Origin of the sequence: Carnimonas nigrificans ATCC BAA-78 (assembly GCF_000526695.1) — a bacterium.
In the GTDB taxonomy this organism is placed as follows: Bacteria; Pseudomonadota; Gammaproteobacteria; order Pseudomonadales; family Halomonadaceae; genus Carnimonas; species Carnimonas nigrificans.
Map to the genome: position 1 here is coordinate 285,817 of NZ_JAGO01000012.1, position 26,250 is coordinate 312,066.

Here is a 26,250-nt window from a genome sequence, read left to right on the forward strand (position 1 = left end):
TTTGAGGGTTCTTCGCGTGACAAAGTTATTGTAGATGGCCTTGTTACTCAATTACCCTCAGGAAACTTCATCTCCACATGCTTTAGGCGAGATGATTGAAGCAGTCCACTTGGAAGCAGGAAGTCACCGCTCGCTAGCGGTACTTGCAGGTGTGTGAGTTTCACGCCCAGGTCTACGCCAGCAGCTTGCCACGCCTCATATACCAGTGTTATACAGTACAGCCCACGATTTCCAAGAATAGTGAAAGGCGTTCCCTTGTGATCAGCGGCCCATTCCACGGCAGTTCTGCGCTCTTCCTGTGTGACATTTTGTACGTGGAAGACCTCCCACTGGCGGGCTCGATCGGGACTGATGAAGAAGGTAAGCGAATCAATGACCACGCCATCGGCCCTGCCTTGTACTTCGGCAGGTGTGGAATGAATGACTTTCCAGGCATCGCCATCCTTGAACAACATCCCAACGTGACTGAAACGCCCCTTATCAACAGATAGCACGGCTTCGCTGACAGGTTCCGTGCCTTCGCGGAAGATAAGATCACCAGACATTGCCGTGGACAACGGAGCCGCCCACGAAGGACTGGAGAAAAATAGCCACTGGCCCAATAACCAGGCTACCGGCAGCAGTCGGGGAAGCATGCTTATTGGAGCACGATTTTCCAATTGCCATCGTCTTTGATGAGCCTGGCGTTCTCATTCATGGATTTGCCATTACCGAAGATGATTTTGCTGCTCACCATCGCTTTCTGCCCGTCCTCGCTGGTCTCGGATTTTACGGTTTCCACCGTATCCAGGCCGTCATTGGCTTCTATGCGATTATGAAGTTCGCCCACAACCATCTGAACCTTACCCTTGGCCTGCACCATTTCATTGGCTCCCACTCCTGAGAATGAGATCAACTTGACGGCATCATCTACATTGCCATCAGCAGTAGTATGGTAAAACGCATCAACCGTTTCTTCAGGTTTCCCTCCAGAGCAAGCGACCAGCATTGCCGCAGTCAAAAACAGGGCGAACGGATAAAGGATTTGGCGTTTCATGATTTCCCTTGAATTTTCAGTGAATCCGCCTGAGATATTAGCAGACTCAAGGTATGAGAATTGTAGTGGTCTACTAAAGTGGAGCCTTATGTCTTGAGGCGAGGTCTACTTGATAATAGATATAGTGGGTTACCCATTTTGCCTGCCGTATAACCGATGAAGTGATCTCTCACCATTTGCATCCACTGGACTGCTGGTTGGAATTATAAAACATTCCGTTGTGGCTATCGGTGACGGCGGTAAAGACCATAAGCGACAAGTACACCCTACGGGCCAACGTGGCTCCATCACTGCAAGAACTACTGCTCTCAGGCGTGCTCGCATATCCTTGGCTTTCGGAGCTATCCCCCTGAGATGAGGCGCAGCCAGGCAGCAGTAGACATGAGGCAAGAATAGCGGCGATATATCTTCTCAATTCTCTTTTCTCGTCCAAGTCATGAAACACCGTGTTTTTATATGTTCTGCAATATCCCCTGTCAAACGCCCCTTCCCCTCCTCTAACTCCGTGGAATATTTGCGCGTGGGCGTGGGTTTTAGGCGAGCTTCTCAGCTCTCGTTCATTGAGGATATCAACGTCTCATAACTGAGCCGGTTAGTAATTTCCGTCATTTTTTCAGGGCTTATCTCGTGCTTGCTGATAACGGGTTTGGATTGTTTTTTGAAGTTTGAAACGCATATAGATAACGGTATAAATTTTAAAATGAAAAAGAAGCCACAAAATCCAGCTCGTGGCGAAATCTCTGCTGGAACAGCGAAATTTCGCCGTTTTTATGCCCGTCAGGTATCGCGCAACATTATAAATACGTTGAATTTTTGTGCACATTTGCTGAATGTTTACTAACGTTGGTAGATGCGTAGGTAATGCAAAACGTGAACAAGCTCGGAAGCGCAATAATGACCATTCAGGGAGAACACTCTATGACGCCTACTCCATCCAGACCCGCTCCACGGTGGGCGTGGCTGCTGTTTGCACTACTTGATCCGATCCCCTATGGCGCCTTTGTCGCCGCACTGATCTTCGATGCGATCTACTACAACACCGCCACCATCATGTACGTCAAAGGCGCCGCCTGGCTATTGGTCTTCGGCCTGTTGGCCGCGATTATTCCGCGTCTTATCAACCTGTTTTTGACCTGGATGCCCCGCTACCGCGCTTCTGCGGCGACCCGCCTTGATTTCATGTTCACGGCACTGGCCATCATTGCGGCGATCTTCAATGCCTTTGTTCATGGTCGCGATGCGTTTGCTGCCATGCCGACAGGTCTATGGCTCTCCATTCTGACGGTGGTGTTGCTGGTACTTGGCCGTCTGGCCGGAAATGCGTGCGGACCGAAGGGAGAAGATCGTCATGTATAAATCTACCCTGCTACTCGTTAGCGGCATGGCCGCCGCGCTGGTATTGAGTGGCTGTGAAAAGGCTGATCTGGATACGGCCCAACAAAGCGGTGCTCAGCCCCCGCTGCCGGAAGCGAAGAATTATCTGGTGCCGCCGATTCATGTACCGACCCGCGTGGGCTGGCAGAACGATGAAACACCGCAGGTAGCCGAAGGGCTGAAAATCACCAAAATAGCCGATGGTTTTGAGCATTCACGCCAAGTGCTGCCATTGCCCAACGGCGACATTCTGGTGGTCGAAGGCAACAGCCCTGGCACCGCAAGTATCACCTCACCCAAGCAGCTGATTGCCAACAAGGTCAAGGCGCGTTCTGGCAAGGGCGGCACGGGAGGCAACCGCGTTACCCTGCTGCGCCCGCAAAATGACGGCAGCTACCGGAAGTACCCTTATATTGAGCATTTGAATTCGCCCTTCGGCATTCAGTTGGTAGGTGATGATCTTTATATCGCCAATACCGATGGCCTGCTGCGCTATCACTACCGGCCGGATGAAACCAAAATGTCTTCCGAGGCGGAGGCGTTCACCGATTTGCCCAGCACCATCAACCACCATTGGACCAAGTCGCTGCTGGCGAGCCAGGATGGTCGCAAACTCTATGTAGGGGTCGGTTCCAACAGTAATGTGGGCGAAAATGGGCTTGAAGTAGAGTACCGTCGCGCTGCCGTCCTTGAGGTCGATATTGCTTCACGAAGCAGCCGCATATTTGCCTCGGGTGTGCGCAACCCCACCGCACTGGATTGGGAGCCAAACACGGGCAAGCTATGGGTCGTAGCCAACGAGCGTGATGAGATCGGCAGTGACCTGGTGCCTGACTACCTGACCTCACTACAGGATGGCGGCTTCTATGGCTGGCCCTACAGCTATTACGGTCAGCATGTGGATACACGGGTTCAGCCACAGCGCCCTGATCTGGTCGAAAAGGCGATCACGCCTGACTATGCACTAGGCTCCCATGTGGCGGCGCTGGGCGTACACTTCTCTCGCGGCGATGGCCTGCCGGAACAATATCGCCATGGGGTATTCGTCAGCGAACACGGTAGCTGGAACCGCTCGCCGTTAAGTGGCTATCGGGTCACTTTCATTTCGTTCAGTGAAGGGAAACCGACTGGCCCGCCGCAGCCGGTGGTTACTGGCTTCATTTCCGACGATGAAAGCGAGCTGCACGGCGCTCCTGTGGGCCTCGCCCAGCTCCAGGATGGCTCGCTGCTGGTGGCGGATGATGTTGGCAACACGATATGGAAGGTCTCCGCGGCCAATTAAACCAACACTTCGACGTTTCGTAAAAAGCACCCTTCTGCGGGTGCTTTTTTGTCCGATGCCTTCCCTCCACTTTCGCGGTTCAGAAAGACCATCCAGGAGCTAATAACAGCGGTTCCTGCCCGCTTTATATTCACTTTCGTAATAAGTGGAATATTTATTATTCTTTTTCTATAGAACAAAACTCGCGTTCAATATGACAAAGACCTCTCGCTGCTGCTGTTTGGGCGCAAGCACGCTCAAGGCGGCATCGACATACGCAACGATAGATCAAGGCACGGTGAGTCATGAAACTGCAACAGCTTCGCTACATCTGGGAAGTAGCCGCCAATAATCTCAATGTTTCTCTTACTGCGAATAACCTCTTCACGTCACAGCCAGGCGTCTCGAAACAGATTCGGCAGCTTGAAGAAGAGCTGGGTATTGAAATCTTCGCGCGGCGTGGCAAACATTTCAGCCATATCACCGAGAGCGGCCAGAATATCATCGCGATTGCGGGCGAAATCCTGCGCAAATCGGAGGAGATCAAGCAGATTGCGCAAGAGCACAGCGACGAGCGCAAGGGCAATCTTTCTATCGCGACGACGCACACCCAGGCACGCTACGCCCTGCCCCCGATTATTAAATCCTTCCGCCAACGCTACCCTGAGGTCTCGCTGCATATCCATCAGGGTACGCCGCGTCAGATCGGCCAGATGGTGTCGGATGGTCAGGCGGATATCGCGATCTGCTCCGAGCCGCTGGATATGTATGCCGATCTGGTGGCGCTGCCTGCATATCGCTGGAATCGCTGGCTGCTGGTGCCAGAGGGCCACCCCCTTGAGGCACTTCAGCAACCGTCACTGGAAGATGTCGCTCACTATCCGCTGGTCACCTATACCTTTGGCTTTACCGGTCGTTCGCAGCTGGATGATGCTTTCCAAACGGCGGGGTTGACACCGGATGTCGTCCTGACCGCCGTAGATGCCGATGTTATCAAGACCTACGTGCGGCTTGGTCTGGGGGTGGGGATCGTCGCGCATATGGCTATCGAGGATGAGCGCGACAGCGACCTGAAGGTGATTGATGCCAGCCACCTGTTTACTCCCTCCATTACACGTCTGGCGCTAAGGCGCGGTGCCTTTATGCGTCGCTATATGTTTGACTTTATTCATCGTTTTGCTGGTCATCTTGACGCTGCAACGGTGGAAGAAGCCCTGGTGACACCCAGCGTCGAGATTCCGGCACTGTTTGATGGCATCGACATTCCCGCCCGCTGATTCATTCTGAGTGCGCTTCTTCCCATGCAGCCTGTGAGACACAACGTGCCGCCATTGCGGGGCACTTCCCTGTCTGTTTTCCTCTCCTGTCATCGTTTTATCGCTGCCACCGCGTCTGGTCTGCTCCCTGCTGAGCCGTGATATACTGCCCCTCTTCTGAAAAGCTGGCTGCTGACCAAAGCGGTGTTGTTAACGTCTGCGTGCCCCATCGCACTCTTGCGTTGTGTGGCCGTCACGGGCGATAAATGCGCAACTTTTCAGGCCCTGATAAATCGCACCCTTGGTTGGTCCGGAGGTTTAATGCATTGCGATCATAACGCCAGTGCAGAGCAATTAATGCAGATAGCGGAGCAGCGCTGTCGCGACGAAAAAGTACGCTTCACACCGATTCGCCGGCGTGTGTTCGAGCTAATCAGTGCCACTCCCAGCGGTTTGAAAGCCTATGAGCTGCTCGACAAGCTCGCGGTAGACCATGCCTCGGCCCGCCCGCCTACGGTCTATCGGGCGCTGGAGTTTCTGATGGAACAGGGGCTGGTCCATCGTATCGAGTCACTGAATGCCTTTATCGCCTGCCCGTGCCCGGAGCCGAATCCTTCCCATCGCAGCGGTTTTCAGCTGGTGATTTGCCGGCGCTGCGGTCGCGTCGAGGAGATGCACGAGCCGCAGGTCAACGAGCTGCTGGCCGAGCTGGTGGGACGGCATGGCTTCTCGCTGGAGCGTCAAACCATCGAATTATCGGGCGTGTGCGGCGACTGCCGTGAATAGGCTTCCCGCCCGTGGCACGCGGCGTTACAAGGAGTTTTTGTGTCAACCACAACGTTCTTTTCTGCCCTTGAGGCTCAGGCGACAGGGGCAACGCTTGCAACCAGTGATGTATTGGACGCAATCCCGTGGAATGATGCCGGCCTGATACCCGCTATTGCGCAGCAGCATGATTCTGGCGAGGTGCTGATGATGGCGTGGATGAACCGCACCGTACTTGAAGAGAGCCTGACCACTGGCCGGGTATGCTATTGGTCGCGCTCACGGGGCAAGCCATGGCGCAAGGGTGAAAGCTCCGGGCAGATACAGCTTCTTAAGGAAGCCCTGCTCGATTGCGATGGCGACACGCTGCTATTGAAGGTAGATCAAACCGGCCCTGCATGTCATAGCGGTAGACGTAGCTGCTTCTATCTGCACCTTGAGCCGCAACAATCCAAAGTGTGCAGCGATCCGCTCATTGACCCCGCTGAGCTATACGCAAACTCATGACGAATGAGGTGGCGCGAAGATGAAGTTTAACGCTCGCAGCCCGCGTAGCTGGTTAACGCTGCCGCTGGTGATTCCGATACGCTTCTATCAATGGTTCATCAGCCCCATGCTAGGGCCGCGCTGCCGCTTCTACCCCAGCTGTTCCCATTATGCGCTAGAGGCGCTGGCGACCCATGGCCCTTTTAAGGGAAGCTGGCTGGCGCTCAAGCGAATCGTCAAATGCCACCCCTGGCACCCGGGCGGTGTCGATATGGTGCCGCCCGAGCACGACAAAAAACACCAGCACTGACGCTGGCGTTTTCGATCAAGCCCTTCATTGATGATGCAAGGCTAGGCGTACTGCTGGGCAGTGGTATAGATGTGGTTAAGCATCGCATGCAACCCGTTGTTACGAGTGGGCGACAGATGCTGTTCCAGCCCCAGCTGCTTGAAGGTATCGGTGGGCGTCGCAAGAATATCAGCCGGAGTTTTATCGTTGTAAAGCCTGAGCACGATGGCGATCAGCCCCGCCACAATCGCGGCATCCGACATCGCATCGAAATGCAGTACACCCTGCTCGATACGATGATGTATCCAGACATTCGACTGACACCCTTCAATGCGATAATCATCGCTCATCCACTCGTCAGGCATCTCGGGCAACGCCTTGCCCATGTCGATGATGTACTGATAACGATCCATCCAATTATCAAAAAAGCTGAATTCTTCAACCAATTCGGCGGTTGCCTGCTGCGCGCTGCTCATGGAAGCTCCTTGTCACCTGGGAGGCGCAGTATAGCGCGTGAATCGGGCAATGTTCAGCCCTCCTGAAATTCCCTGGGTGGCTGACACTATCAGCCCCTTTCGCCCCGCTCCTCCACGCCCGATGCCCATTATGCAAAGGAGTGGCCTCACGCTTTGGAAGCTGCGCCCTTCTGCCAGCGGTCACACCACCAGTGCCATAAATGGTGAATCCTCCTCAGCATCATGTCGTTAACTACTCTTCTCTCTATTCATCGTTACAACCCAATGGATGGGAGGCGCGTTATTCATCCTTTAAGCAGCGATCTGTAAAAATTGTAATGCATATCCATAATTACGTATTATGCGTAATATGATATTCCCGTACTGCCCCACCCTTTGTGCGCAGGCGCTGGCAAGTATCAACACTGTGCCTGGCACTTCAGCCGATTGGCCGCCGGCCCGAATAACACGCCCTTCTACTGGGGCACCTCATGAATGTGGAGATCACCATGGCTCGAAATGGCATTCAATATGAAGATGTTCAGCGCGCCATTGAAACGCTGATTCAACGGGGTGACGCCCCCAGCGTACAGCGCATCCGCGATGTACTCGGCACCGGCAGCTTCACTACCATCAGCGATCACCTGCGCGAATGGCGCAATCGCCGAGAAGAAAACCGCGACACCCCGCTCCCGCAGAATATTCCTGAGCGGTTGCAGGATGCCCTGCTAGGGCTGTGGCAGCAGGCCCAGGAAGAAGCCTACGAAGGGCTTGAGTTCTACCGTCGTCAGGCCGACGACAGCATCAAGGAAGCCCGCAGTCACACCGATCAGGCCAATCGTCGTTCCGAAGATACCCAGCAGCGCCTTGAAGCGCTGGGCGAGCGGCTGGATGCCACGATCGCACGGCTCGAAGAGAAGAGTTCTCTGCTGGCCCACAGCGACAGTGAACTTAACCAGCTGCGCACTCAGCTCGAAGAGCGGGAGCATCGCCTTGGCCTGCGCGATACTCAAATCGAGCAGTTAAGCCAGGAACGTGACCGGCAGGAGCGCGAGCATCAGAAAAGCATCGAGGAGAAAGAGGCAGCCCATCGCAAGCGCCTGGCGCAAGAGGAAGCGCGTCATGAAACCAGCGAGAATCGGCTGATGCAGCTTCTTGATGGAGCACGTAACGAAAAGGCAGAGCTTGAGAAACAGTGGCGCCGACAGAATAGCCAGCTTGAGGAACGCCTTGAGCGGCTGAATAGCCAGATTGAAGAGAAACGCCGCGCCCTTCAGGAAGAAGAACGCCAGCACCGCGAGCTTGTCTTGCGCACCCAGCAGACCGAACAGCAGCTAAACGAAACACGCGCCCGCAACGAACGTCTGGAGCGCGACATGGAAGAGAATGGCAAAGAGCTGAATCGCGTCAGGATGGAGCTGCGCGTGTTACAAGAGCGCCTTTCAAGAACCCCGGCCCCGCCTTTTATCTATTAATCATCAAGTAGCAGCAACCCGCCTGCTCGATGGTTTATCCAGCGTCGCCGCCGTGGCGACGCGATAGGTCAGATGATTCTCGCCTGCATGACAGTAACACCAATCAGCTCACCCACGTTACCAGCGCGCGCACCAGCCCAATAGCCAGCGCCACCGCACCACCGACCAGTGCGCCGTTGACACGAATCCATTGCAGATCCGGCCCTACCTTCTCTTCGATGGTCGCTACCAGCTGTGAGGTAGGCATATTGGCTTCTGACAGCGACTCCCTCACGATGCTGCCTACAGCGCCTGGGTGCTCATCAATCAGATCACCTGCCCAGGTGCGTACCCGCTCATCGAAGCGCTGACGCGCCTGCGGCTCGATCAGGTAGCGCTGAAAGAGCTGGTCAACGCCGCGATCAATACAGCGGTTAAGCAGCGATTGCTCGTTGTCGATACGCGCTGCAATCCAGCGCTTGAGGAAGGCCAGCCAACCGCTAATGCCACGCCGCTCCCTAAAGGAGTGATAGAGCTGCCACTTGCTGCGTTCCAGCACAGTGCGCAAACGACCGCCCTCGCCATGGCGCAAATGCCGCGCAGTCACCACCAGCAAAGCTCGCATACGCAGCCGCAGGGGGTGATGCTGATCCTGCTCGATCTCTTCAAGATGCTGACGCGCTGTCCCCAGCAGGCGACGCAGCAAGCGTTCAGCCTTCTCGCGATCATCCTCGCCTTCCAGAAACTGCTTGCCCAGCCACACCTTGACCGAACTCCACTTGCCTTCGCTGGATAACGCATCCAATTGATCCAGCAGAATATCGCTCAGCACATTGAGCAGCTGCGGATCAGCCAGCACACGATCCAGAATATACAGCGCGCCCTGCCACAACTGCTCATTCAGGGTACGGTCGTACGCCAACCGCTGGAGCAGCGGCGCGAGCTGTTGTCCACTGTCGATACGCTCGACAGCCCGCGCAAGTGCAGGTTCCAGCATGCTTTCAAGGCGCGGGTCGTCGAGCCAGCCCAGCAGCTTGCGACTCTGCTGGCGGGTCAGGCGGCGCAGCTGTTCACGCCCTTCGCCGTTATAAAGCCTTTGAGTGAGAAGATCCGCAAAGGAGAGTGTCGCCAAACGCGCCCGCAGCGCTGCTGGCGATAGCCATTCACGTTCGGCCATATCGACAATACCGCGGCTGAGTGCTTCACGGCGATTGGCGATCAATCCGGTGTGGCGGCGCAGCCCGGGGATCGGAAACTGCTTGAAGAGCGCGGTGACGGCGAACCAGTCGGCCACGCTCCCTACCAGCGCCCCTTCGAAAGCGGTGACTACCGCGCCTCCCCAGGGAGCAGGAAGCCAGCCAAGCCCGACACAGAGTTCACTGCCGGCAAATCCAAGCGCTGAAATGCCCAGCGCCACCCCGCCGCGATGGCGGGCTAACCAGCCAGGCGCTGCCGAATGAGCAGATGTTGATGAGGGTGACGCCATGCCCCGCTCCTTACGTTGATGCAAAGGCGGCCACTATAGCGAAGCAAAGGTATCAATCAACAGCTTGATGTTAAGTGCCAGAATGATAATCGCAATCAGCCAGGTGAGCGCCTTCATTTTGGTGCCGATCACAAAGCGGCCCATGGTCTTTTTATTTGAGACCAGCAATACCAGCGGGATCACCGCAAACGGTAGCTGCAACGACAGCACCACCTGACTCAGAATCAGCAGCCGACCTACGCCCGCTTCACCATAGGCGATAACCACATACAGTACCGGCGCAATTGCCAGCACCCGAGTCAGCAGGCGCCGCATCCAGGCGGGCAGGCGCAGGTTGAGGAATCCTTCCATCACGATCTGGCCGGCCAGTGTCGCGGTGACGGTTGAATTAAGCCCCGAAGCGAGCAGCGCTACCGCAAACAGGGTGGCCGCAATGCCTGCCCCTACCAGCGGCGCAATCAGGGTATAGGCATCTTCGATTTCAGTGACCGTCTGACCGGAGGTGTGAAAGACCGCCGCAGCAAGGATCAGAATGCCTGCGTTAACAAACAGGGCCAGGCACAGAGATACCGTGCTGTCTATGGTGGCGAAGCGGATCGCCTCCTTGCGCCCCGCATCAGTGCGCTGGAAGTTGCGGGTTTTGACCAGCGCCGAATGCAGGTACAGATTGTGCGGCATCACCGTCGCACCAATAATACCGATGGCGATATAGAGCATCGCCGGATCGGTCAGCACGTCGGTACTAGGCGCAAAGAAGCCTTCCATAATAGCGGCCATGGAGGGGCGTGCCAGCACCAGCTCAATGGCAAAGCACACAAAGATGGTCGCCAGCAGCGTAATCACAAAGGCTTCAATCCATCGGAATCCCTTGCGCATCAACGCCAGCAGCAGCAGCGTATCTAGTACCGTGATAATGGCTCCCCACATCAGCGGAATGCCGAACAGCAGTTTGAGCGCCACCGCCGTACCGATCACCTCCGCCAGATCACAGGCGATAATCGCCAGCTCGCACAATAGCCACAGCACAATATTGACCGGCTTCGGGCAGTGCTCGCGGCAGCCCTGCGCCAGATCATGCCCGGTCACAATCCCTAAGCGAGCGCACAGCGCCTGCAACACAATCGCCATCAGGTTCGACAGCAGAATCACGCACAGCAGCGAATAGCCGAAGCGCGAACCGCCTTCCAGTGAAGTTGCCCAATTGCCGGGGTCCATATAGCCGACCGACACCAGGGCACCAGGCCCGATAAAGGCAAACATGCGCGACCACCAGCGTCCAGAGGTCGGCACATCGACACTCCCCTCTTCGCTCTGCAAGGTGTTGTTGTTTGATCTCGCCAACGAATGATCGGAATTGCTCATTGAACCGTTCTCACTCACCGCTTGAAGGCACCGGCCTGGCAGCGCCCATACAGGTTAGGTCGTAGCTGCAAAATGCGAGTCACAGGCCAGGGTTGAATCATTGTTGGTACCGGCCCGCTCGTTGGCAGCTTATCCATTACTTATAAGCAATGGTACATAAGATTAACCAAAGTTAAAACCGGTGACTGTCGCGGCGATTTCGCCTGATGGAACGCCATGTTCTACAGGAATAAACGGCTGGCAATCGCTGGATAGAAGAGAGAGGGACGAAAGAGAGGAAAAAGGTCGGATAAAGACAGGAGAAATGTTGGCTGCTCGGTAACAGAAACGCTGTCGCGAAAAAGAACAGCTAATGCTCCACCATCAAAAACGGCCTTCAAGGAAGGCCGTTGTACGCGTGCTTACACCCCATTCAATGCGGGATGAAGCTCGTCATTAATAATAGGCGTTGGTGGTATCCGTGTGGTCGGTCACATCACGAATGCCTTTCAATTCAGGAATGCGTTCAAGCAGGGTGCGCTCAACACCTTCCTTCAGAGTCAGATCAACTGCCGCACAGCCCTGACAGCCACCGCCAAACTGAAGCACGGCGATATCGTCCTCGGTCAGCTGGATCAGGCGAATCTCCCCGCCGTGAGAGGCCAGGCCCGGATTGATTTCGCTGTAGAGCACATAGTTGATCTGATCTTCCAGCGGGCTGGATGCATCCACCTTCGGCATCTTGGCATTGGGTGCCTTGATGGTGAGCTGGCCCCCCATGCGATCCGCGTTGAAATCAACTACGGCATCCTCAAGGAAAGGCTCACTGTGTGCCTCGATCAGCAGCGGAAAGTGCTCAAGCTCAACGCGCACGTCGCTTGGCTCTTCTTCCCCCGGGCGGCAGTAGGCCAGGCAGGTTTCCGCATAGGGCGTGCCCGGCTGGGTGATAAACACACGCACGCCAATGCCGCCTACATCCTGCTTCGACAATAGCTCGGCAAGATATTCCTGTGCGCTGGTGGTAATTTCGAGAGGCGCGCCCTCATTAACGTTGTCTGCTACGGTCTGTTCGCTCATGGGATCTTCTCTGGAGACGGTGCGATGGCGCTTGAGAAAGAGTATGCTTTGCTGCCAAAGCGCCCTAATGGCGAACAGTTTACGCCATCGTCAGATAAGGGTAAAACCCGACCAATTAGATCAACCAACATGCGTCAGCCCGTGTCGCTGGCACCGCTTGATGCAGCATCATGACAATTTCTTGTGATGAACTCGCAAAACGTTCATTTCCAACCAGCGCGCCAATCCGCGACCCTGTAGCCTTTGCTATACCCCTTGCGCTCGCCGCCAAGTGACATCGCGTTTTATTCGTTTAATGATCCGATAGAGAAGCACAGTTCATGAGCCATAGTCTCCCCGTTCGCGCCCCGTTAATGGAACAACTCACTACGGCGCTTGCCCAGCGTATTCTGATTCTTGATGGCGCAATGGGAACCATGATTCAGCGGGAACGGCTTAGCGAGCAGGATTTTCGCGGCGAGCGCTTCAACGAATGGCCCTCTGACCTTCAAGGCAACAACGACATGCTGGTGCTTACCCAGCGTGATCTTATCAAGCGCCTGCACCGCGACTACCTCAATGCGGGCGCTGACATCATTGAAACCAACACCTTCAACAGCACGCGGCTGTCGCAAGCGGATTACGGCATGCAGGAATGGGTGCCGGAGCTGAATCTGGAAGCTGCGCGGCTGGCCCGAGAAGTGTGTGATGAAGTGGCCGCCGCAACCGGCGTGCCCCGCTTTGTAGCTGGCGTGCTTGGCCCCACCAGCCGCACCGCTTCGCTCTCCCCGGATGTCAACGATCCTTCCAAGCGGAATGTCACCTTCGATGAACTGCGCGACAACTATTATGAAGCCGCCCAGGCGCTGATCGAAGGCGGTTGCGATCTGATCATGGTCGAAACCATCTTCGATACCCTCAACGCCAAGGCGGCGCTATTTGCGCTGGATGAAGTGTTTGAAGCGCGCGGTGAAAGGCTGCCGATCATGATCTCCGGCACCATCACCGATGCGTCAGGGCGCACGCTCTCCGGCCAAACCACCGAAGCGTTCTGGAACTCGGTGCGCCACGCCAAACCCTTCAGTATTGGTCTTAACTGTGCGCTGGGTGCCGAGGAGCTGCGCGCCTATGTTGCGGAGCTATCGCGTGTTGCCGATACCTGGGTATCTGCGCACCCCAATGCCGGCTTGCCCAACGAGTTTGGTGAATACGATCAGGAAGCCGATGAAATGTCGGCCATCGTCGGTGAGTTTGCCGAAAGCGGTCTGGTCAATATTCTCGGCGGCTGCTGCGGCTCCACTCCCGAACATATCGCCTTTATTGCCGATGTTGTGCGTGGCAAGGCGCCGCGCAGGATTCCAAAGATCGCCCCCGCGTGCCGCTTGTCGGGGCTGGAGCCTTTCAATATCGAAGCTGACTCGCTATTCGTTAACGTGGGCGAGCGCACCAACGTCACCGGCTCTGCGCGCTTCAAGCGGCTAATCAAGGAAGAGGATTTTACCACCGCCCTTGAAGTAGCCCTTGAGCAGGTCGAAAACGGCGCTCAGGTGATCGACATCAACATGGATGAAGGCATGCTCGACTCGCAAGAGGCGATGGTGCACTTCCTCAATCTGGTGGCGGGCGAACCTGATATTTCCCGCGTGCCGATCATGCTCGACTCGTCCAAGTTCGAGATCATCGAGGCGGGTCTTAAATGCGTGCAGGGCAAGGCAGTGGTCAACTCGATCTCACTCAAGGAGGGCGAAGAGGCGTTCCGCGAACACGCCAAGCTCTGCCGCCGTTACGGTGCCGCCATCGTCGTGATGGCCTTCGATGAAGAGGGACAGGCCGACACCTTCCAGCGCAAGACCGACATCTGTGCGCGGGCCTATCATCTGCTGGTCGATGAACTCGACTTCCCTGCCGAAGACATCATCTTCGACCCCAATATCTTCGCCATCGCTACCGGCATCGAAGAGCACAACAATTACGCCGTCGACTTTATCGAAGCCACCCAGTGGATCAAGCAGAACCTTCCCCATGCGATGATCTCGGGAGGGGTCTCCAACGTCTCCTTCTCGTTCCGCGGCAACAATCCGGTGCGCGAAGCGATCCACTCGGTATTTCTCTATCACGCCATCAAGGCCGGCATGAGCATGGGGATCGTCAACGCCGGCCAGCTCGCCGTCTACGATGACCTGCCCGAACAGCTCCGCAACGCGGTCGAAAATGTCGTGCTCAACCGCTCCCCCGACGCTACAGAGCAACTGCTGGAAATTGCCGAACAGTACCGTGGTGACGGCAGCGCGGGTCCGAAGAAGGAAGATCTGGAGTGGCGCGCCCTGCCGGTGAACAAGCGTATTGAACATGCGCTGGTCAAGGGGATTACCGCCTATATCGAGGAAGATGCCGAGCTGGCGCGCCAGCAGGCCGAGCGCCCTATCGAGGTGATCGAAGGGCCGCTGATGGACGGCATGAATGTGGTGGGCGATCTGTTCGGGGCGGGCAAGATGTTTTTGCCCCAGGTAGTGAAGTCAGCGCGTGTAATGAAGCAGGCGGTCGCCTATCTGATTCCCTACATCGAGGCGGAAAAGAGCGCCGACGCTCAAAGCAAGGGCAAGGTCGTCATGGCAACGGTCAAGGGCGACGTGCACGATATCGGCAAGAATATCGTGGGCGTGGTGCTCCAGTGCAACAACTATGAGGTGATCGACCTTGGCGTGATGGTACCTGCCGAGAAGATTCTCGCCACCGCCAAGGCAGAGAATGCCGACATCATTGGTCTCTCCGGACTGATTACCCCTTCCCTGGATGAAATGGTCAACGTTGCCAAAGAGATGAAGCGCCAAGGCTTCGAGCTGCCGCTGCTGATCGGCGGCGCCACCACCTCGAAGGCCCACACCGCCGTCAAGATTGAGCCAAACTACGACTCGCCGGTGATCTATGTAACCGACGCCTCCCGTGCAGTGGGCGTCGCGAGCCGCCTGCTGTCGCCCACTCTGAAGGAAGAGTACGTGGCAGAGATTCGCGCCGAATACGAACGGGTACGCGAGCGCAATGCCAAACGTCGTCCCAAGGCGGCTGATCTGAGCTACGCTCAGGCACGCGAGCGTAAGTTCAGCGCGGACTGGGCAACTTACACCCCGCCTGCGCCTGCCTTTATCGGCACCAAAACCTTCGTCGATTATGACGTGCATGAGCTGATCGAACGGATCGACTGGACGCCGTTTTTCATGAGCTGGCAGCTGGTGGGCAAGTATCCGAAGATTCTCGAAGACGAGGTGGTCGGCGAGGCTGCCCGCAATCTCTTTGATGATGCCAAGGCGATGCTGGCAAAGCTGGTCGATGAGGCGCTGATCGAAGCGCGCGGCGTGATCGGCTTCTGGCCCGCCGCCACTGTGGACGATGATGTTATCGAGGTGTACGCCGATGAGGAGCGCCAGCAGGTTATCGAGCGGCTGAACCATATTCGCCAGCAGAGCGCCAAGGGGCGCGACGGTCTCTGCTACAGCCTGGCCGATTTCGTCGCTCCGCGTGACACTCAGGTCAAGGATTGGATCGGTGCCTTTGCGGTCACCACCGGGCACGGCGTCGACACCCTCGCCAAAGCCTATGAAGAGGCTGGCGATGACTACAACGCCATTATGGTCAAGGCGCTGGCCGACCGACTGGCCGAAGCCTTCGCCGAACGCATGCACGAGCGTGTACGCAAGGAGTTCTGGGGCTATGATCAGCACGAGCAGCTTGATAACGATGCATTGATTGCCGAGCAATACCGCGGCATCCGCCCTGCGCCCGGCTACCCTGCCTGCCCCGATCACACCGAGAAGGCAGCGCTTTTCACCCTGCTCGATGCCACCAACGAAACCGGCATCACACTCACCGACAGCTTCGCCATGTGGCCCGCTGCAGCGGTCTCCGGCTGGTATTTCTCGCATCCTGAATCACGCTATTTCGCCACCGGCAAGATCGGCAAGGATCAGGTGACCGCGCTGGCCGAACGCAAACAGATGTCAATGGAGACCATGGAGCGTTGGCTCTCGCCAGTGCTCTCCTATAACCCCGATGAATAACAGCGTTATTGCTTAAACCAAACGACCAAAACAACTAACACTACGGCGGGCGGACTGAAAACAGTCCGCCCGCCGTAGTGTTGAAAGCAATAGAGTTGGAATCACTAACGTTATCAATCAGTTGCAGTCACCTTCCGGTAATGAAACATCATTCAGACAGCACTTGAAGAGAGGCCCGCGTAGCTATATAGCTATCAGCATATTGTTCAGAGAAGACTACTCACTCAAAAAAACCTGCACTTCACCAAGTGCCCCGGAACAATCCCGCCCTACGACACGCCCACAGGCAAGGTAAAACAGCTCAGCTCGGGTAGCTCACCTGACCAGGCGGTTATCTCCACCAGTGTGCTCATGGCGCTGGTGCCTTGGGTCAAGGGGGAGCTGGGGCGATCAGCAGTAACGACATTGGGGTTACCGTGACGCTCCACGCCCGACGCCTTCGCTTCGCTGAAATCAAGACCGGGATCGAACCACGCACCGGTTGCCAGTTTGATGACGCCCGGCGTGATGCCATCATCAATGGACACGACAGCAATACAGGCACCGCGGTCGTTGAAGACCTTCACCAGTTGCCCATCGCTGAGACCACGCTGGGCAGCATCCCTTGGTGATACCGACACAGGTTCGCGACCGTGGGAGCGCGTGCCTTGACTAAGCGCTGAGTGATCAAGCTGGCTATGCAGCTTATTGGCTGGCTGACTGGAGATCAGATGGAGCGGAAAGCGCATCGCCTGCTCTGCACCCAGCCATTCAATAGGCTCCTTCCACTGTGGATGCCCAGCCAGGCCGTTAGCACTGAACGCTGCTATTTCCGGATGGAACAGCATGATCCGCCCTGATGGTGTTGCAAGCGGTGCGCCTTCAGGGTTTTCTCGAAAACGCGCCCAAAGCCCAGGAGAACGGCGGCTGCCATCAGGCTCCCGACCAAACTCAACCACTCCGGCAGCCTTGAGCGCTTCAATATCGGCGGGAAGCGTAACCCCCTGCTGCTCGGCACGCTGGCGAGCTTCAGCATAGAGTGTGGCGAGCCAGCCTTGTTCATCATGGCCTGCATTGAAGGCTGCATTGATGTCCAAACGCTCCGCCAGCGCCGTGAAGATCGCATGATCGTTCCAGGCATCGCACGGTGCCTCGGTGAGTTTATGCATTGCCATGATATAGCCATTGCCAGAGGCATAGCCGATGTCTTCTCGTTCAAGCGTTGTCGTGGCCGGCAGTACAATATCAGCCATGCGCGCATTGGCGGTCCAGAATTGCTCATTGGCAATAATGGTGTCCGGTTGCTGCCACGCCCGACACAAACGGTTCAAATCCTGGTGGTGGTGGAATGGATTGCCACCCGCCCAGTGCATCAGACGAATATGCGGGTAGTGACGCCAGCGGTTTTCGAACGTATAGCGCTCACCAGGGTGAAGCAGCATATCCGCGATGCGTGCCACGGGAATAAACTGATCCACCCGATTGATACCACGCTCAAGACGCGGGCCGGAAATTCGTTGTCCACCATAGCCCATCGAATTGGTGGAACCGTAGCCAAATGAAAAGCCGCCTCCCGGCAAGCCTAGCTGTCCAAGCAATGCCGCCAAAGCCAGTGCCGCCCACAGGGGCTGTTCGCCATTTTCAGCTCGCTGGATACCCCAGGCCAGATTGATTAACACCCGTCGCTGCTGACGCTGGCAATTAATCAGCAGAGAACCCAGTTCATGAATGCGGGCAGCGTCGATGCCCGTAATGGCAGCCGCCCATTCGCCATCCTTGGCAACGCCGTCGATCACGCCCAGCACATAATCAGCGTAGTGCTGATAACCACTGGTGCAGCGCTCGATAAAGTGGTGGTCATGGGCATTATTGACGATGAGCTGATGCGCCAGGGCGAGCAGCAGCGCCGTATCGGTGGATGGCCTGATGGGTAGCCATTGGCAGCGCTGATCCAGCTCGGGAGCTTCCAGCACCTGATGCCGAATCGGGCTGATATTGTAGAGCACAGCGCCCTTGTCAAGCAGATGACGAATACCGTCAGCCGCCAGATGCCGCCCTGCGCCAGAAGACTCGATCTGGCTGTTCTTGGTCGGCAGGCCCCCAAAACAGAGCATCACATCGGTATGATCTGCCAGCGTCTGCCAACCATCGGCCTCACCCATCAAGGTATAGAGAGAGGCGGCAATCATCGGCATCAGCGATTCTGCCGTACCAAAGCTATAGGTGTTACGACTCGCCACAAAGCCGCCGAGCGCGTTGTAAAAACGCCGTGCCTGAGTTTGTGAATGATGAAACCGGCCAGCACTCGACCAGCCATAAGGCGCTGCGTAGACGGCCTCATTGCCGTATTCACTGATCACTCGGGTGATTTCGTCAGCGATCAAATCAAGCACCTGCGGCCACTCGACCTCAACGAACTCATCGCTGCCGCGCCGACCATTGGCAGGGCCTGGGCCATTCTCCAGCCACCCCTTGCGCACCGCAGGGCGCTTGACCCTCAACGGGCTAGCGCTGGCCTGCCATTGGTAGCGGCCGATCGGTGACGGTGCAGGGTCGCCGCGCCACGGCACCAGACGCTCAGTATGCTGCTCATCAAATTGATAAATGCCCCAATGGCTAAGAGTAAAACGCTGCATAAGGCTCTTGAATGGCTCTTGAGTAGTAAAAAAGAAGGTAAATAGTGACGACCACCGTAGCCTTCCCCACGATAGGTGGGAACAGCAGGTGGGAATAGCACTAACCGCATACAGGCAGGGTGAGAAGCGTGTAAACTCTGCCCCATTCCCTTTTGATGACGACCCTATCCGATTGCATATGCCCTACCGTTGCCCGCTTTGCCGACTTCCGCTGCACCCGCTCTCCGCTGGATGGGGGTGTCAAAGCGGCCACCGTTTTGACTGTGCCAGGGAAGGCTATGTGCATTTGCTGCCGCCCAACCGCAAGCACTCGAAAGCGCCGGGCGATGAAAAAGGCATGGTGCAGGCGCGCCGTCGCTTTCTGGAAGCGGGTCATTACCAGCCATTGGCAAACCACCTGAAGCAGCAGAGCGCTCATCTCGCCCCATCACGGCTGCTCGATATTGGCTGCGGTGAAGGTTACTTTACTGCGGCGTTGGCTGAGGCTTCCCCCGCCACGGAGAGCTACGGGGTGGATATCAGCAAGAATGCCGTGCAGAAGGCCGCCAAAAGATACCCGAAGATACGCTTTTGTGTGGCATCCAACCACGATTTGCCTTTCGAGGATCACGCCTTTGACCTGATTGTGCGCACCTATGCGCCGAGCAGCGATGCCGAGCTTGCGCGTCTTGTGTCCCCTGACGGTCAGCTCATCATCGTAACGCCTGGCCCTCACCATTTGCGTGAATTGCGCGAGCGTATCTATCAGCAGGTGAACGATCATGACGAAACATCCAGCGCCCCGACAGGCTTCATGCTTATCGACAGTCAGCGTATTGAGCACCACATAGCCCCGAGTGGCGCTGAAGCCCTCGACCTGCTGACCATGACCCCGTTTGGCTGGCACGCCTCGATCGAGTTGAAAAATGCGTTAGCGAATGAAGCTCAGGTGCCGTTGAGCACCGACTTTATTATTCAGCGCTACCAATTGCAGCGTTAGCCCAGGGCCTGGAAGATGTGGGGATACTACCTGCGAACACACTACGCCCGCTAACGGTCACGCATCGCAACGTGTCTATCGCGGGTAAATAGTCCCAACCCCAAACAGAACGCCACACGCAAACTGGAGCAGCCCCTGCTCAATACCACCATGACGATAGTGAAGCAGTTCATCAGTCGCCGGCAGCTCGACAGCTTCATCATTAAGGAAGTGCTTCTCTGAACCGCCGACAGTCGCATGCCCAGGGCGTGAGCGATGTAGAAAGCAGAGTCATCGGCACCACGCCGTTCATGTCATGTTCAAACAAACAGCGCTCGCGCGTACCTAGCAACGCAACGAAGCGCTTCCTGAACACCTTTCCTTCATATATTTCCAGCTCCTTCCTACGGCTGGTTTATGGTGCTTCTTCTTCGTGTTGATCAAACAGTCTGGCAACCGGCGTCGCCAGCATACTGCGGCGTTGCCGGCGGGATTCTTCCAACGCTCGGTTCAGGATATCTATATCGACATACCGCGCCAGCGACGCAGGTGCCTCTTCCTCCGGCACTCTCCACGGTAGCTGATCAATCAGCTGCCATAGCGGCAGGGTCTCCATGGAGCGTGCCAGCACCCACTGCTGCTCGTCGGACTCTACCAGCCAGCCGTTTTCGATCAGTGGCGTGAGAACACTCTGGGCATTTCCACCCAGACGCTCCTTGATATCAGCCGTTGCGACCAGTTCGCCTTTGCGCTGACTGTGATAGAGCCACGCCAGCACCTGCAACGCCTGCCATAGCGGCGGCTGCCGAGCGTATTCGCCACTGCGGGTTTCGCCCAGCCAGGAGATGATCTCCGCCCCCAGCAGCACGATAAGCCAGGTGACATAAATCCATAGCAGGAAGAGCGGCACCGCCGCAAAGGCGCCGTAAATCAACTGATAGGAAGGGAAATTGGCGACATACAGGCTGAAACCAAATTTCGCCAGCTCGATCAACAGCGCCGTGACCGCCGCCCCGATCGCCGCATAGGCCAGGCGCACACGGGTATTGGGAATGACCATGTAGACAAACAGCAGCGCCAGAAAGCTGAACAGCGGCGAGAGCAGATGCAGCAAACGCTCGTAGCCCACCCCTTCTACGGCACTACTCACCATGCTCAATGAGGTAGCGTAGGAAGAGAGTGCAAACCCGGCACCGATCAAAATAGGCCCTAATGTAAGTATTGCCCAGTAGCGAAGGAAGCCAGCGACCCCCTTGCGATTGCCGGTCGTCTGCCAGATCGAATTGAATGCGCTTTCGACGCTGACCATCATCATTACCGCCGTCACGAACAGGAATCCGACGCCCACGAGGGTCAGGTTACGTGCCTGACTGGAGAAATTGTTGAGCTGCTCGCGTACCACTTCACCGGTAGCAGGCACAAACTGGTCGAACAGAAACTGCTGCGCCTGGTCACCTGCCCCCTGAAACTCGGGCACGGCAGAGAGAATGCTGTACACCACTGCCGTCAGCGGGACTACCGCAAACAGCGTGGTATAGGTCAGGGAAGCCGCCGTTTTCATCACATCGTGACGCATAAAGCGCTTGTATAGCTCATTCAACGCCGGCCATAAATAGCGACGCTCGTTATGGTTTTCATGGTTATCGAGTGGCAGCGACGCCAACCGCTTAAGCCAGTTCCATTGCATCCGTGCGCATCCCATATTGAAAATATGCCTGTTGGCCGTCGATCCCGACCCCGTAGCAGCGATAGCATGAGTATAATAGCAGCCGTCGTTTTTTCCTCTATCCCTGAATCAAAAAGGAGCGCTTATGCAGCCTTACGTTCTGGTGCTGTTCTATTCCCGCAGTGGCAGCACTCGCCAACTGGCAGAAGCCATTGCGCAAGGCATCGAGCGCCAGCGCGGCATTAGCGCCAGAATGCGCACGGTACCGCCGGTCTCGGCCGAGTGCGAGCAGGTTGGCCCCGACATTCCCGATACCGGTGTGCCCTACGCGACGCTGGACGATCTTCGCCACTGTGCAGCCTTGGCGCTGGGAAGCCCTACCCGCTTCGGCGCGATGGCTGCGCCGCTCAAGTACTTCCTTGAGCAGACCACCCCGCTATGGCTCAGCGGCGCCCTGATCGACAAGCCCGCCACCGCCTTCACCTCGACCGCGAGCCTGCACGGTGGTCAGGAGGCGACTTTGTTGAACATGCTGGTGCCACTGCTCCATCACGGCATGCTGTATGCGGGAATTCCCTATAGTGAAGCAGGTCTGCAAAGCACCCACGGCGGCGGCACCCCCTACGGTGCGAGCCATGTATCAGGCGCAGAGAGCCAGCATCGCGTAGCGGACGTTGAACTTGAGCTGGCACGCGCGCAGGGGGAGCGGCTGGGACGGTTGGCGCTGGCCCTGGGCGGTTCCCACAAAGGTGCAGGAGAATCGGCATGAATCGGGATATTGCTGATGTGCGCCATGATTACCACGGTGACATGCTCTCCTGCGAAGGCGCAGAACCCACTCCCTTCCCGCTCTTTGCGCACTGGCTTGAGCAAGCACTGGAGAGCGACGCCGAGCACGCCAATGTGATGACGCTGGCGAGCGTGGATGAGCGCGGCTTTCCCCATGCACGCACCGTGCTGCTGAAAGGCTCCGATGAACAGGGCATGGTGTTTTATACCAATTACCAAAGCCATAAGGGGGTCGAATTGACGACCACCGGCCATGCCGCGCTGGTCTTCTGGTGGCCGCAGCTTGCACGGCAGGTACGGGTTGAAGGGGATGTCGAGAAGGTAGATGGCGCTCAATCGGACCGCTACTTTGCCGCACGCCCCAGAGAGAGCCAACTGGCTGCCTGGGCGTCATCGCAAAGTAGCGTTATTGCGGGAAGAGAGGAGCTGACGATGCAGCTCTCGGCACTGCGCCAGCGCTTTGCCGACCAGCCTATCGAACGCCCTCCACACTGGGGCGGATTTCGTCTGCGCCCAGCCATGATTGAATTCTGGCAAGGCCAGCCTGGCCGGCTGCATGACCGGCTACGCTATACAAAAAACGGTGATGACTCCTGGCAGTGTGCTCAGTTGGCGCCCTGATGTTTTAACGACCGCTCTTCATTTCATTCAACCTTCATTGGCAGCCCACGCGGTTAACCCAGGCGCGGTTAATCCAGGCGCGGTTAATCCAGGCGCAGGCGCTGCCAATCCTCGGTGGCTTCATTCACCTGTAGAGTGGCTATGTATAGCTGCGCCTGAGCATCTTCATACAGGTTGAACTCAAGCCCTTCCAACAGCGCATACATGGCGTGATTGTCCCGCATGATTTCGCCATACAGCTCAATAATGCCGGTATTGCGTGCATAGGTGATCGCCTTCTTCATCAGCTTAAGCCCCAGCCCCTGCCGCTGATGGTCGTCGCGCACCACCAGAGAAAATTCGCTGCGCAGGTTATCGCTGTCGGTTTTCAGTCTCACCACACCCAATAACGCCCCGCTTTCATGTTCAGGCAGCACCAGCGGATCGGGGGCTTCGGCCATACCATCAGACATCTGCAAGGGGGAGAAATACTCCACCACAAACGCCATCTCGCGGTCGTAATCAATCGCCGCAAACTGCGCCAGTTCACGCTGGCTCAGGGTGGCCTTGGTCTGGAAATAGCGGAAGCGCTGGCTACGGGCGCTCAGGTGGGTGTGAAACTCCTCGATCAGCGCCGCATCTTCAGCGCGTACAGGGCGAATGACCTCAACGCCACCCTCGGAGTGCGTGCCGACTTCCTTCAGTCCTTCCGGATATGGCCGAATCGCCTGACGTGCAGCCGGCCCCAGTGACGCCGCGTAATCCAGCACTACCAGCTCGCCAGCTCCCAATGCCACCGGATGCAGTTCCAGCGCCTCAAGATACGGCAGGTCGGCACACATCTGAGACAGCGTTACCAGCAGACGGGAGAGCTGCCCCATGGCGGCGTCCAGCCGTTCGCTGTCATCACTCAAGCGTTCGCACAGCAGGGCGTAAATGGTGCTGCGCTGAATCATCTGCACCGCCAGCGCGGTATTCAGAGGTGGCAGCGCTACCTGACGATCACTGTAAATATCGCTGCTGTAACCGGCACGTCCGAATACAACAACCGGCCCGAATATCGCATCACGGGTAATACCTGCCGAAATGGTCAGGTCACTGCGCGCACCTCGCATGCCTTGAATGGCAAAGCCGTAAGGTTGCGTATGGGGTTGCTGCTCGCTGATCGTTTCACCGATCACCTCAATGGCATCACGCATCGCCGAAGGGGTGACCACATCCTGAATCAGGGTGTGCTGGCGCGGGGTGGTGCCTCTGACATCAAAGTGATCGTGCCCGTTGAAGGGCAAACTGTAGTCAGCATGCAGCGCCTTGACGGCATGCGCCCCGAACAGGCGCTGGGCAATCTCTTCACCGTCAGCCGCGGATTCAACGTATTCGGTCTGGGCTACATTAATACCGTAGCCGCGCAGTAGCTGATCAATCTGCTGACGACGCAGCGTGGTTTGGCCGTCGCGATAAGCACCTTCTACCAAACTGCCTACCCGTTCGCGCTGTTCGCTTGAGGTGAGATAACCGCTCAGGTGCGGCCGCTGCCATAAAAGCTCCTGTACGCGCTGATAGCGATTCAGTGCGATAAATGCGGTGATCGCGCGCTCAGGGGTAGCAAAACAGGCAATATTGGCGCGCGAAAAATAGTGGCGCGCACCGCTGGAATACTGGGTGCCCATCCACGCCGCCAGCAGGGGGCGGTCAAGCGTTTCGGCAATGTTGATAACGGCTCGCGCAGTCACATCGGGGGGTGCCATGCGAGTTGGCCCATGCAGAACCAAAAACGCATCAATACCAGGGTCATCCGCCAGGATGGTCAAGGCATCGGTAAAGTCCTGCACGGAAGCCGTACTGCCCAGATCGAGAGGGGCCAGCGGATGCCCTTCTCGCAGCAGGCCCCGTTCAATCAGGGCCTGGCGGCTCTGCTCACTGGGTACTGCTTGAGTACCACCGGCCCTCAACGCCTCGCTGGCGAGCAGCGAGGGTGCCGAGCCATTGGCGATAATCATCAGCCGTGGCCCGCGATAGCGCGGACGGATGCGCGAAATCACTTCCAGCACGTCGTACAGTTCGTCGATGGAGTCGATACGCAAGGTGCCTGCACGCCGCAGCGCAGCATCCACAATATCGCTGCGCCGCGTAATGCCCGGCACTGGTGGCAGCTCGCGCTGCGCCGACGACTCAGGGCTGGTTCCGCCGATCGCCAGCACCACACAGCGTCGTGAGGCTTCCCGCAGCGCAGAGATAAAGTGGCGCGCATCGTCGATGCGATCGACGTTGAGCACAATCGCCTGGGTACGAGTGCGCTGGGCAATGAAATCGAGCATGTCGGACAGCCGCACATCCACGCTGTCACCGAGCGAGATCAGGTGCGACATGCCAATGCCGTGCAGACGCGACCAGCTCGCCATCACTGCCCCCAGCATGCCGGACTGACCGAGATAGGCCAGATGTCCGCGCAGCGGCGCATGCGCCGCAAAGGTGGCGTTAAGACGGGTTTCAGGCACCGCCACGCCAACGCAATCAGGGCCAATCACGCGCATGCGATGACGCAGTGCGATCTCGCTGATCTGAGCCCGTAGCTGACCGGGGTCGATTTGGGAGCGATGCCCCGCATCGTCATCACGCAGCACAATCACCGCCTTGATCCCAAGGGCGCCCAAACGCTCAAGCAGATCGGCAATTCGGGTGAGGGGCACGCAGGTAATCGCCAGATCCACGGAAGCGCTAAGGTCAGCCAGTCGCTCAAGGGCGTAACAGCCTGAGCGCTGCGCCAGTCCTACACTGTAAAGCGCGCCGCCAAAGCCGCCTTCCACCAGGTTATCCAGCACGGCTTCAGCGAGCGCAGGCGCGTCGGGATCAGCCACCAGCAGTAGTGAACCCGGTGAGAAAAAACGGCGCAGAAAACGAGTTCCGCCCACATGGCGGGGCGAAGCATCGGTTTCAGGGTAGACGTGTGACAAGGTAACCTCACGATCAGCTCAAGGGCAGGCGTCTTATTGCATGAGACAGGCTGCCACCTGGCATGGATGGTAGTGCGACGCCGACAACAGGCGCATTGGGTATTGTTGTTATGCCCCTGGGGCGGTATGGGAGAAGGTGCCAACAGCAGCACTTTGGCCACTGACATGGCACGCCATGCGCATGACGTGTGACCTTCCCGCCAGTCAGATGGCGCCTATGATGCCTCAAGTCGATGGTGGTTGGCTGTACAACCAACGTATACGACCAAGGTCTCGGCATCACCATCACCGCCACGGCCTGCTACAAGCGGATCGCCGATCAACGGTTTCTGCCACTGCGCATCGGCGCTATGC

The 26,250-nt window shown here is 57.1% G+C and carries 20 protein-coding genes; 11 read left to right on the forward strand and 9 right to left on the reverse strand.

The window, feature by feature from the left end:
* Positions 1 to 47 precede the first annotated feature (47 nt).
* The gene (locus L881_RS0107340; RefSeq protein WP_156926519.1) at positions 48 to 659 is read right to left on the reverse strand and encodes a YiiX/YebB-like N1pC/P60 family cysteine hydrolase; all 612 of its coding nucleotides are present in this window, start codon (positions 657 to 659) and stop codon (positions 48 to 50) included.
* Positions 638 to 1,036 carry a DUF4878 domain-containing protein gene (locus tag L881_RS0107345; RefSeq protein ID WP_025733054.1) on the reverse strand — a complete coding sequence of 133 codons (399 nt, stop codon included), beginning with the start codon at positions 1,034 to 1,036 and terminating at the stop codon, positions 638 to 640. Before L881_RS0107345 ends, L881_RS0107340 begins: the two co-directional genes overlap by 22 nt.
* Before the next feature lie 918 nt (positions 1,037 to 1,954).
* Between L881_RS0107345 and L881_RS0107350 the strand changes: the two genes are divergently transcribed.
* The 6 genes from L881_RS0107350 to yidD all read left to right on the forward strand — a co-directional run bounded on the left by L881_RS0107350 (position 1,955) and on the right by yidD (position 6,488).
* On the forward strand, positions 1,955 to 2,392 hold the full coding sequence (locus tag L881_RS0107350; RefSeq protein ID WP_025733055.1) for a DUF2231 domain-containing protein: 438 nt from the start codon (positions 1,955 to 1,957) through the stop codon (positions 2,390 to 2,392).
* Positions 2,385 to 3,692, forward strand: a complete 1,308-nt coding sequence (locus L881_RS0107355) for a PQQ-dependent sugar dehydrogenase (RefSeq protein ID WP_025733056.1) — start codon at positions 2,385 to 2,387, stop codon at positions 3,690 to 3,692. The genes L881_RS0107350 and L881_RS0107355 overlap by 8 nt, the downstream gene beginning before the upstream one ends.
* Before the next feature lie 284 nt (positions 3,693 to 3,976).
* A complete protein-coding gene (cysB, locus tag L881_RS0107360; protein WP_025733057.1) occupies positions 3,977 to 4,948 on the forward strand; it encodes an HTH-type transcriptional regulator CysB in 972 nt (323 codons plus the stop codon).
* 300 nt (positions 4,949 to 5,248) lie between these two features.
* Entirely contained in the window at positions 5,249 to 5,713 is a 465-nt protein-coding gene (locus tag L881_RS13020; protein WP_034578787.1) for a transcriptional repressor, read from the forward strand.
* Positions 5,714 to 5,752: 39 nt separating this feature from the next.
* Positions 5,753 to 6,199 carry a phosphoribosyl-AMP cyclohydrolase gene (hisI, locus tag L881_RS13025; RefSeq protein ID WP_034578788.1) on the forward strand — a complete coding sequence of 149 codons (447 nt, stop codon included), beginning with the start codon at positions 5,753 to 5,755 and terminating at the stop codon, positions 6,197 to 6,199.
* A gap of 19 nt (positions 6,200 to 6,218) precedes the next feature.
* A complete protein-coding gene (gene yidD, locus L881_RS0107375) occupies positions 6,219 to 6,488 on the forward strand; it encodes a membrane protein insertion efficiency factor YidD (protein ID WP_025733058.1) in 270 nt (89 codons plus the stop codon).
* A gap of 41 nt (positions 6,489 to 6,529) precedes the next feature.
* Here yidD and L881_RS0107380 read toward each other — a convergent pair whose 3' ends face one another.
* Positions 6,530 to 6,943 (reverse strand): SufE family protein, encoded by a 414-nt coding sequence (locus L881_RS0107380; protein WP_025733059.1) that lies wholly within the window; start codon positions 6,941 to 6,943, stop codon positions 6,530 to 6,532.
* 488 nt (positions 6,944 to 7,431) lie between these two features.
* On the opposite strand from L881_RS0107380, the gene L881_RS0107385 reads away from it, so the two are divergent.
* Positions 7,432 to 8,397 carry a DNA-binding protein gene (locus L881_RS0107385; protein WP_169730599.1) on the forward strand — a complete coding sequence of 322 codons (966 nt, stop codon included), beginning with the start codon at positions 7,432 to 7,434 and terminating at the stop codon, positions 8,395 to 8,397.
* A gap of 103 nt (positions 8,398 to 8,500) precedes the next feature.
* Here the strand turns inward: L881_RS0107385 and L881_RS0107390 are convergent, their stop codons facing one another.
* From L881_RS0107390 to nfuA, 3 genes are all read right to left on the reverse strand, one after another.
* Positions 8,501 to 9,862, reverse strand: coding sequence for a DUF445 domain-containing protein (locus L881_RS0107390; RefSeq protein WP_025733061.1), 1,362 nt, complete (start codon positions 9,860 to 9,862; stop codon positions 8,501 to 8,503).
* A gap of 33 nt (positions 9,863 to 9,895) precedes the next feature.
* On the reverse strand, positions 9,896 to 11,224 hold the full coding sequence (locus L881_RS0107395; RefSeq protein WP_025733062.1) for an Nramp family divalent metal transporter: 1,329 nt from the start codon (positions 11,222 to 11,224) through the stop codon (positions 9,896 to 9,898).
* A 435-nt stretch (positions 11,225 to 11,659) separates the two neighbouring features.
* Positions 11,660 to 12,280 carry a Fe-S biogenesis protein NfuA gene (gene nfuA, locus L881_RS0107400; RefSeq protein ID WP_025733063.1) on the reverse strand — a complete coding sequence of 207 codons (621 nt, stop codon included), beginning with the start codon at positions 12,278 to 12,280 and terminating at the stop codon, positions 11,660 to 11,662.
* 320 nt (positions 12,281 to 12,600) lie between these two features.
* On the opposite strand from nfuA, the gene metH reads away from it, so the two are divergent.
* The gene (gene metH / locus L881_RS0107405; RefSeq protein WP_025733064.1) at positions 12,601 to 16,314 is read left to right on the forward strand and encodes a methionine synthase; all 3,714 of its coding nucleotides are present in this window, start codon (positions 12,601 to 12,603) and stop codon (positions 16,312 to 16,314) included.
* A 269-nt stretch (positions 16,315 to 16,583) separates the two neighbouring features.
* On the opposite strand, the gene L881_RS0107410 is transcribed toward metH, so the two are convergent.
* Positions 16,584 to 18,929 (reverse strand): molybdopterin-dependent oxidoreductase, encoded by a 2,346-nt coding sequence (locus L881_RS0107410; protein WP_025733065.1) that lies wholly within the window; start codon positions 18,927 to 18,929, stop codon positions 16,584 to 16,586.
* A gap of 178 nt (positions 18,930 to 19,107) precedes the next feature.
* On the opposite strand from L881_RS0107410, the gene rlmA reads away from it, so the two are divergent.
* Positions 19,108 to 19,908 (forward strand): 23S rRNA (guanine(745)-N(1))-methyltransferase, encoded by an 801-nt coding sequence (gene rlmA / locus L881_RS0107415; RefSeq protein WP_025733066.1) that lies wholly within the window; start codon positions 19,108 to 19,110, stop codon positions 19,906 to 19,908.
* 394 nt (positions 19,909 to 20,302) lie between these two features.
* Here rlmA and L881_RS0107420 read toward each other — a convergent pair whose 3' ends face one another.
* On the reverse strand, positions 20,303 to 21,574 hold the full coding sequence (locus L881_RS0107420; protein ID WP_025733067.1) for a YihY family inner membrane protein: 1,272 nt from the start codon (positions 21,572 to 21,574) through the stop codon (positions 20,303 to 20,305).
* Between the two features lie 124 nt (positions 21,575 to 21,698).
* Here L881_RS0107420 and wrbA point away from each other — a divergent pair, with 124 nt between their 5' ends.
* Positions 21,699 to 22,322, forward strand: a complete 624-nt coding sequence (gene wrbA, locus L881_RS0107425) for an NAD(P)H:quinone oxidoreductase (RefSeq protein ID WP_025733068.1) — start codon at positions 21,699 to 21,701, stop codon at positions 22,320 to 22,322.
* Positions 22,319 to 22,963, forward strand: coding sequence for a pyridoxamine 5'-phosphate oxidase (gene pdxH, locus L881_RS0107430; protein ID WP_025733069.1), 645 nt, complete (start codon positions 22,319 to 22,321; stop codon positions 22,961 to 22,963). The genes wrbA and pdxH overlap by 4 nt, the downstream gene beginning before the upstream one ends.
* A gap of 83 nt (positions 22,964 to 23,046) precedes the next feature.
* Here pdxH and L881_RS0107435 read toward each other — a convergent pair whose 3' ends face one another.
* On the reverse strand, positions 23,047 to 25,896 hold the full coding sequence (locus tag L881_RS0107435; RefSeq protein ID WP_025733070.1) for a bifunctional acetate--CoA ligase family protein/GNAT family N-acetyltransferase: 2,850 nt from the start codon (positions 25,894 to 25,896) through the stop codon (positions 23,047 to 23,049).
* Between the last annotated feature and the right edge of the window lie 354 nt (positions 25,897 to 26,250).

Coding starts and splice junctions, on each gene's coding strand:
- rlmA (WP_025733066.1), top strand. CDS start 19,108: ATGCCCTACCGTTGCCCGCTTTGCCGACTTCCGCTGCACCCGCTCTCC.
- nfuA (WP_025733063.1), bottom strand. CDS start 12,280: ATGAGCGAACAGACCGTAGCAGACAACGTTAATGAGGGCGCGCCTCTC.
- L881_RS0107380 (WP_025733059.1), bottom strand. CDS start 6,943: ATGAGCAGCGCGCAGCAGGCAACCGCCGAATTGGTTGAAGAATTCAGC.
- L881_RS0107385 (WP_169730599.1), top strand. CDS start 7,432: ATGGCTCGAAATGGCATTCAATATGAAGATGTTCAGCGCGCCATTGAA.
- L881_RS13020 (WP_034578787.1), top strand. CDS start 5,249: ATGCATTGCGATCATAACGCCAGTGCAGAGCAATTAATGCAGATAGCG.
- L881_RS0107350 (WP_025733055.1), top strand. CDS start 1,955: ATGACGCCTACTCCATCCAGACCCGCTCCACGGTGGGCGTGGCTGCTG.
- yidD (WP_025733058.1), top strand. CDS start 6,219: ATGAAGTTTAACGCTCGCAGCCCGCGTAGCTGGTTAACGCTGCCGCTG.
- wrbA (WP_025733068.1), top strand. CDS start 21,699: ATGCAGCCTTACGTTCTGGTGCTGTTCTATTCCCGCAGTGGCAGCACT.
- cysB (WP_025733057.1), top strand. CDS start 3,977: ATGAAACTGCAACAGCTTCGCTACATCTGGGAAGTAGCCGCCAATAAT.
- L881_RS0107395 (WP_025733062.1), bottom strand. CDS start 11,224: ATGAGCAATTCCGATCATTCGTTGGCGAGATCAAACAACAACACCTTG.
- L881_RS0107355 (WP_025733056.1), top strand. CDS start 2,385: ATGTATAAATCTACCCTGCTACTCGTTAGCGGCATGGCCGCCGCGCTG.
- metH (WP_025733064.1), top strand. CDS start 12,601: ATGAGCCATAGTCTCCCCGTTCGCGCCCCGTTAATGGAACAACTCACT.
- L881_RS0107390 (WP_025733061.1), bottom strand. CDS start 9,862: ATGGCGTCACCCTCATCAACATCTGCTCATTCGGCAGCGCCTGGCTGG.
- L881_RS0107420 (WP_025733067.1), bottom strand. CDS start 21,574: ATGCAATGGAACTGGCTTAAGCGGTTGGCGTCGCTGCCACTCGATAAC.
- L881_RS0107345 (WP_025733054.1), bottom strand. CDS start 1,036: ATGAAACGCCAAATCCTTTATCCGTTCGCCCTGTTTTTGACTGCGGCA.
- pdxH (WP_025733069.1), top strand. CDS start 22,319: ATGAATCGGGATATTGCTGATGTGCGCCATGATTACCACGGTGACATG.
- L881_RS0107410 (WP_025733065.1), bottom strand. CDS start 18,929: ATGCAGCGTTTTACTCTTAGCCATTGGGGCATTTATCAATTTGATGAG.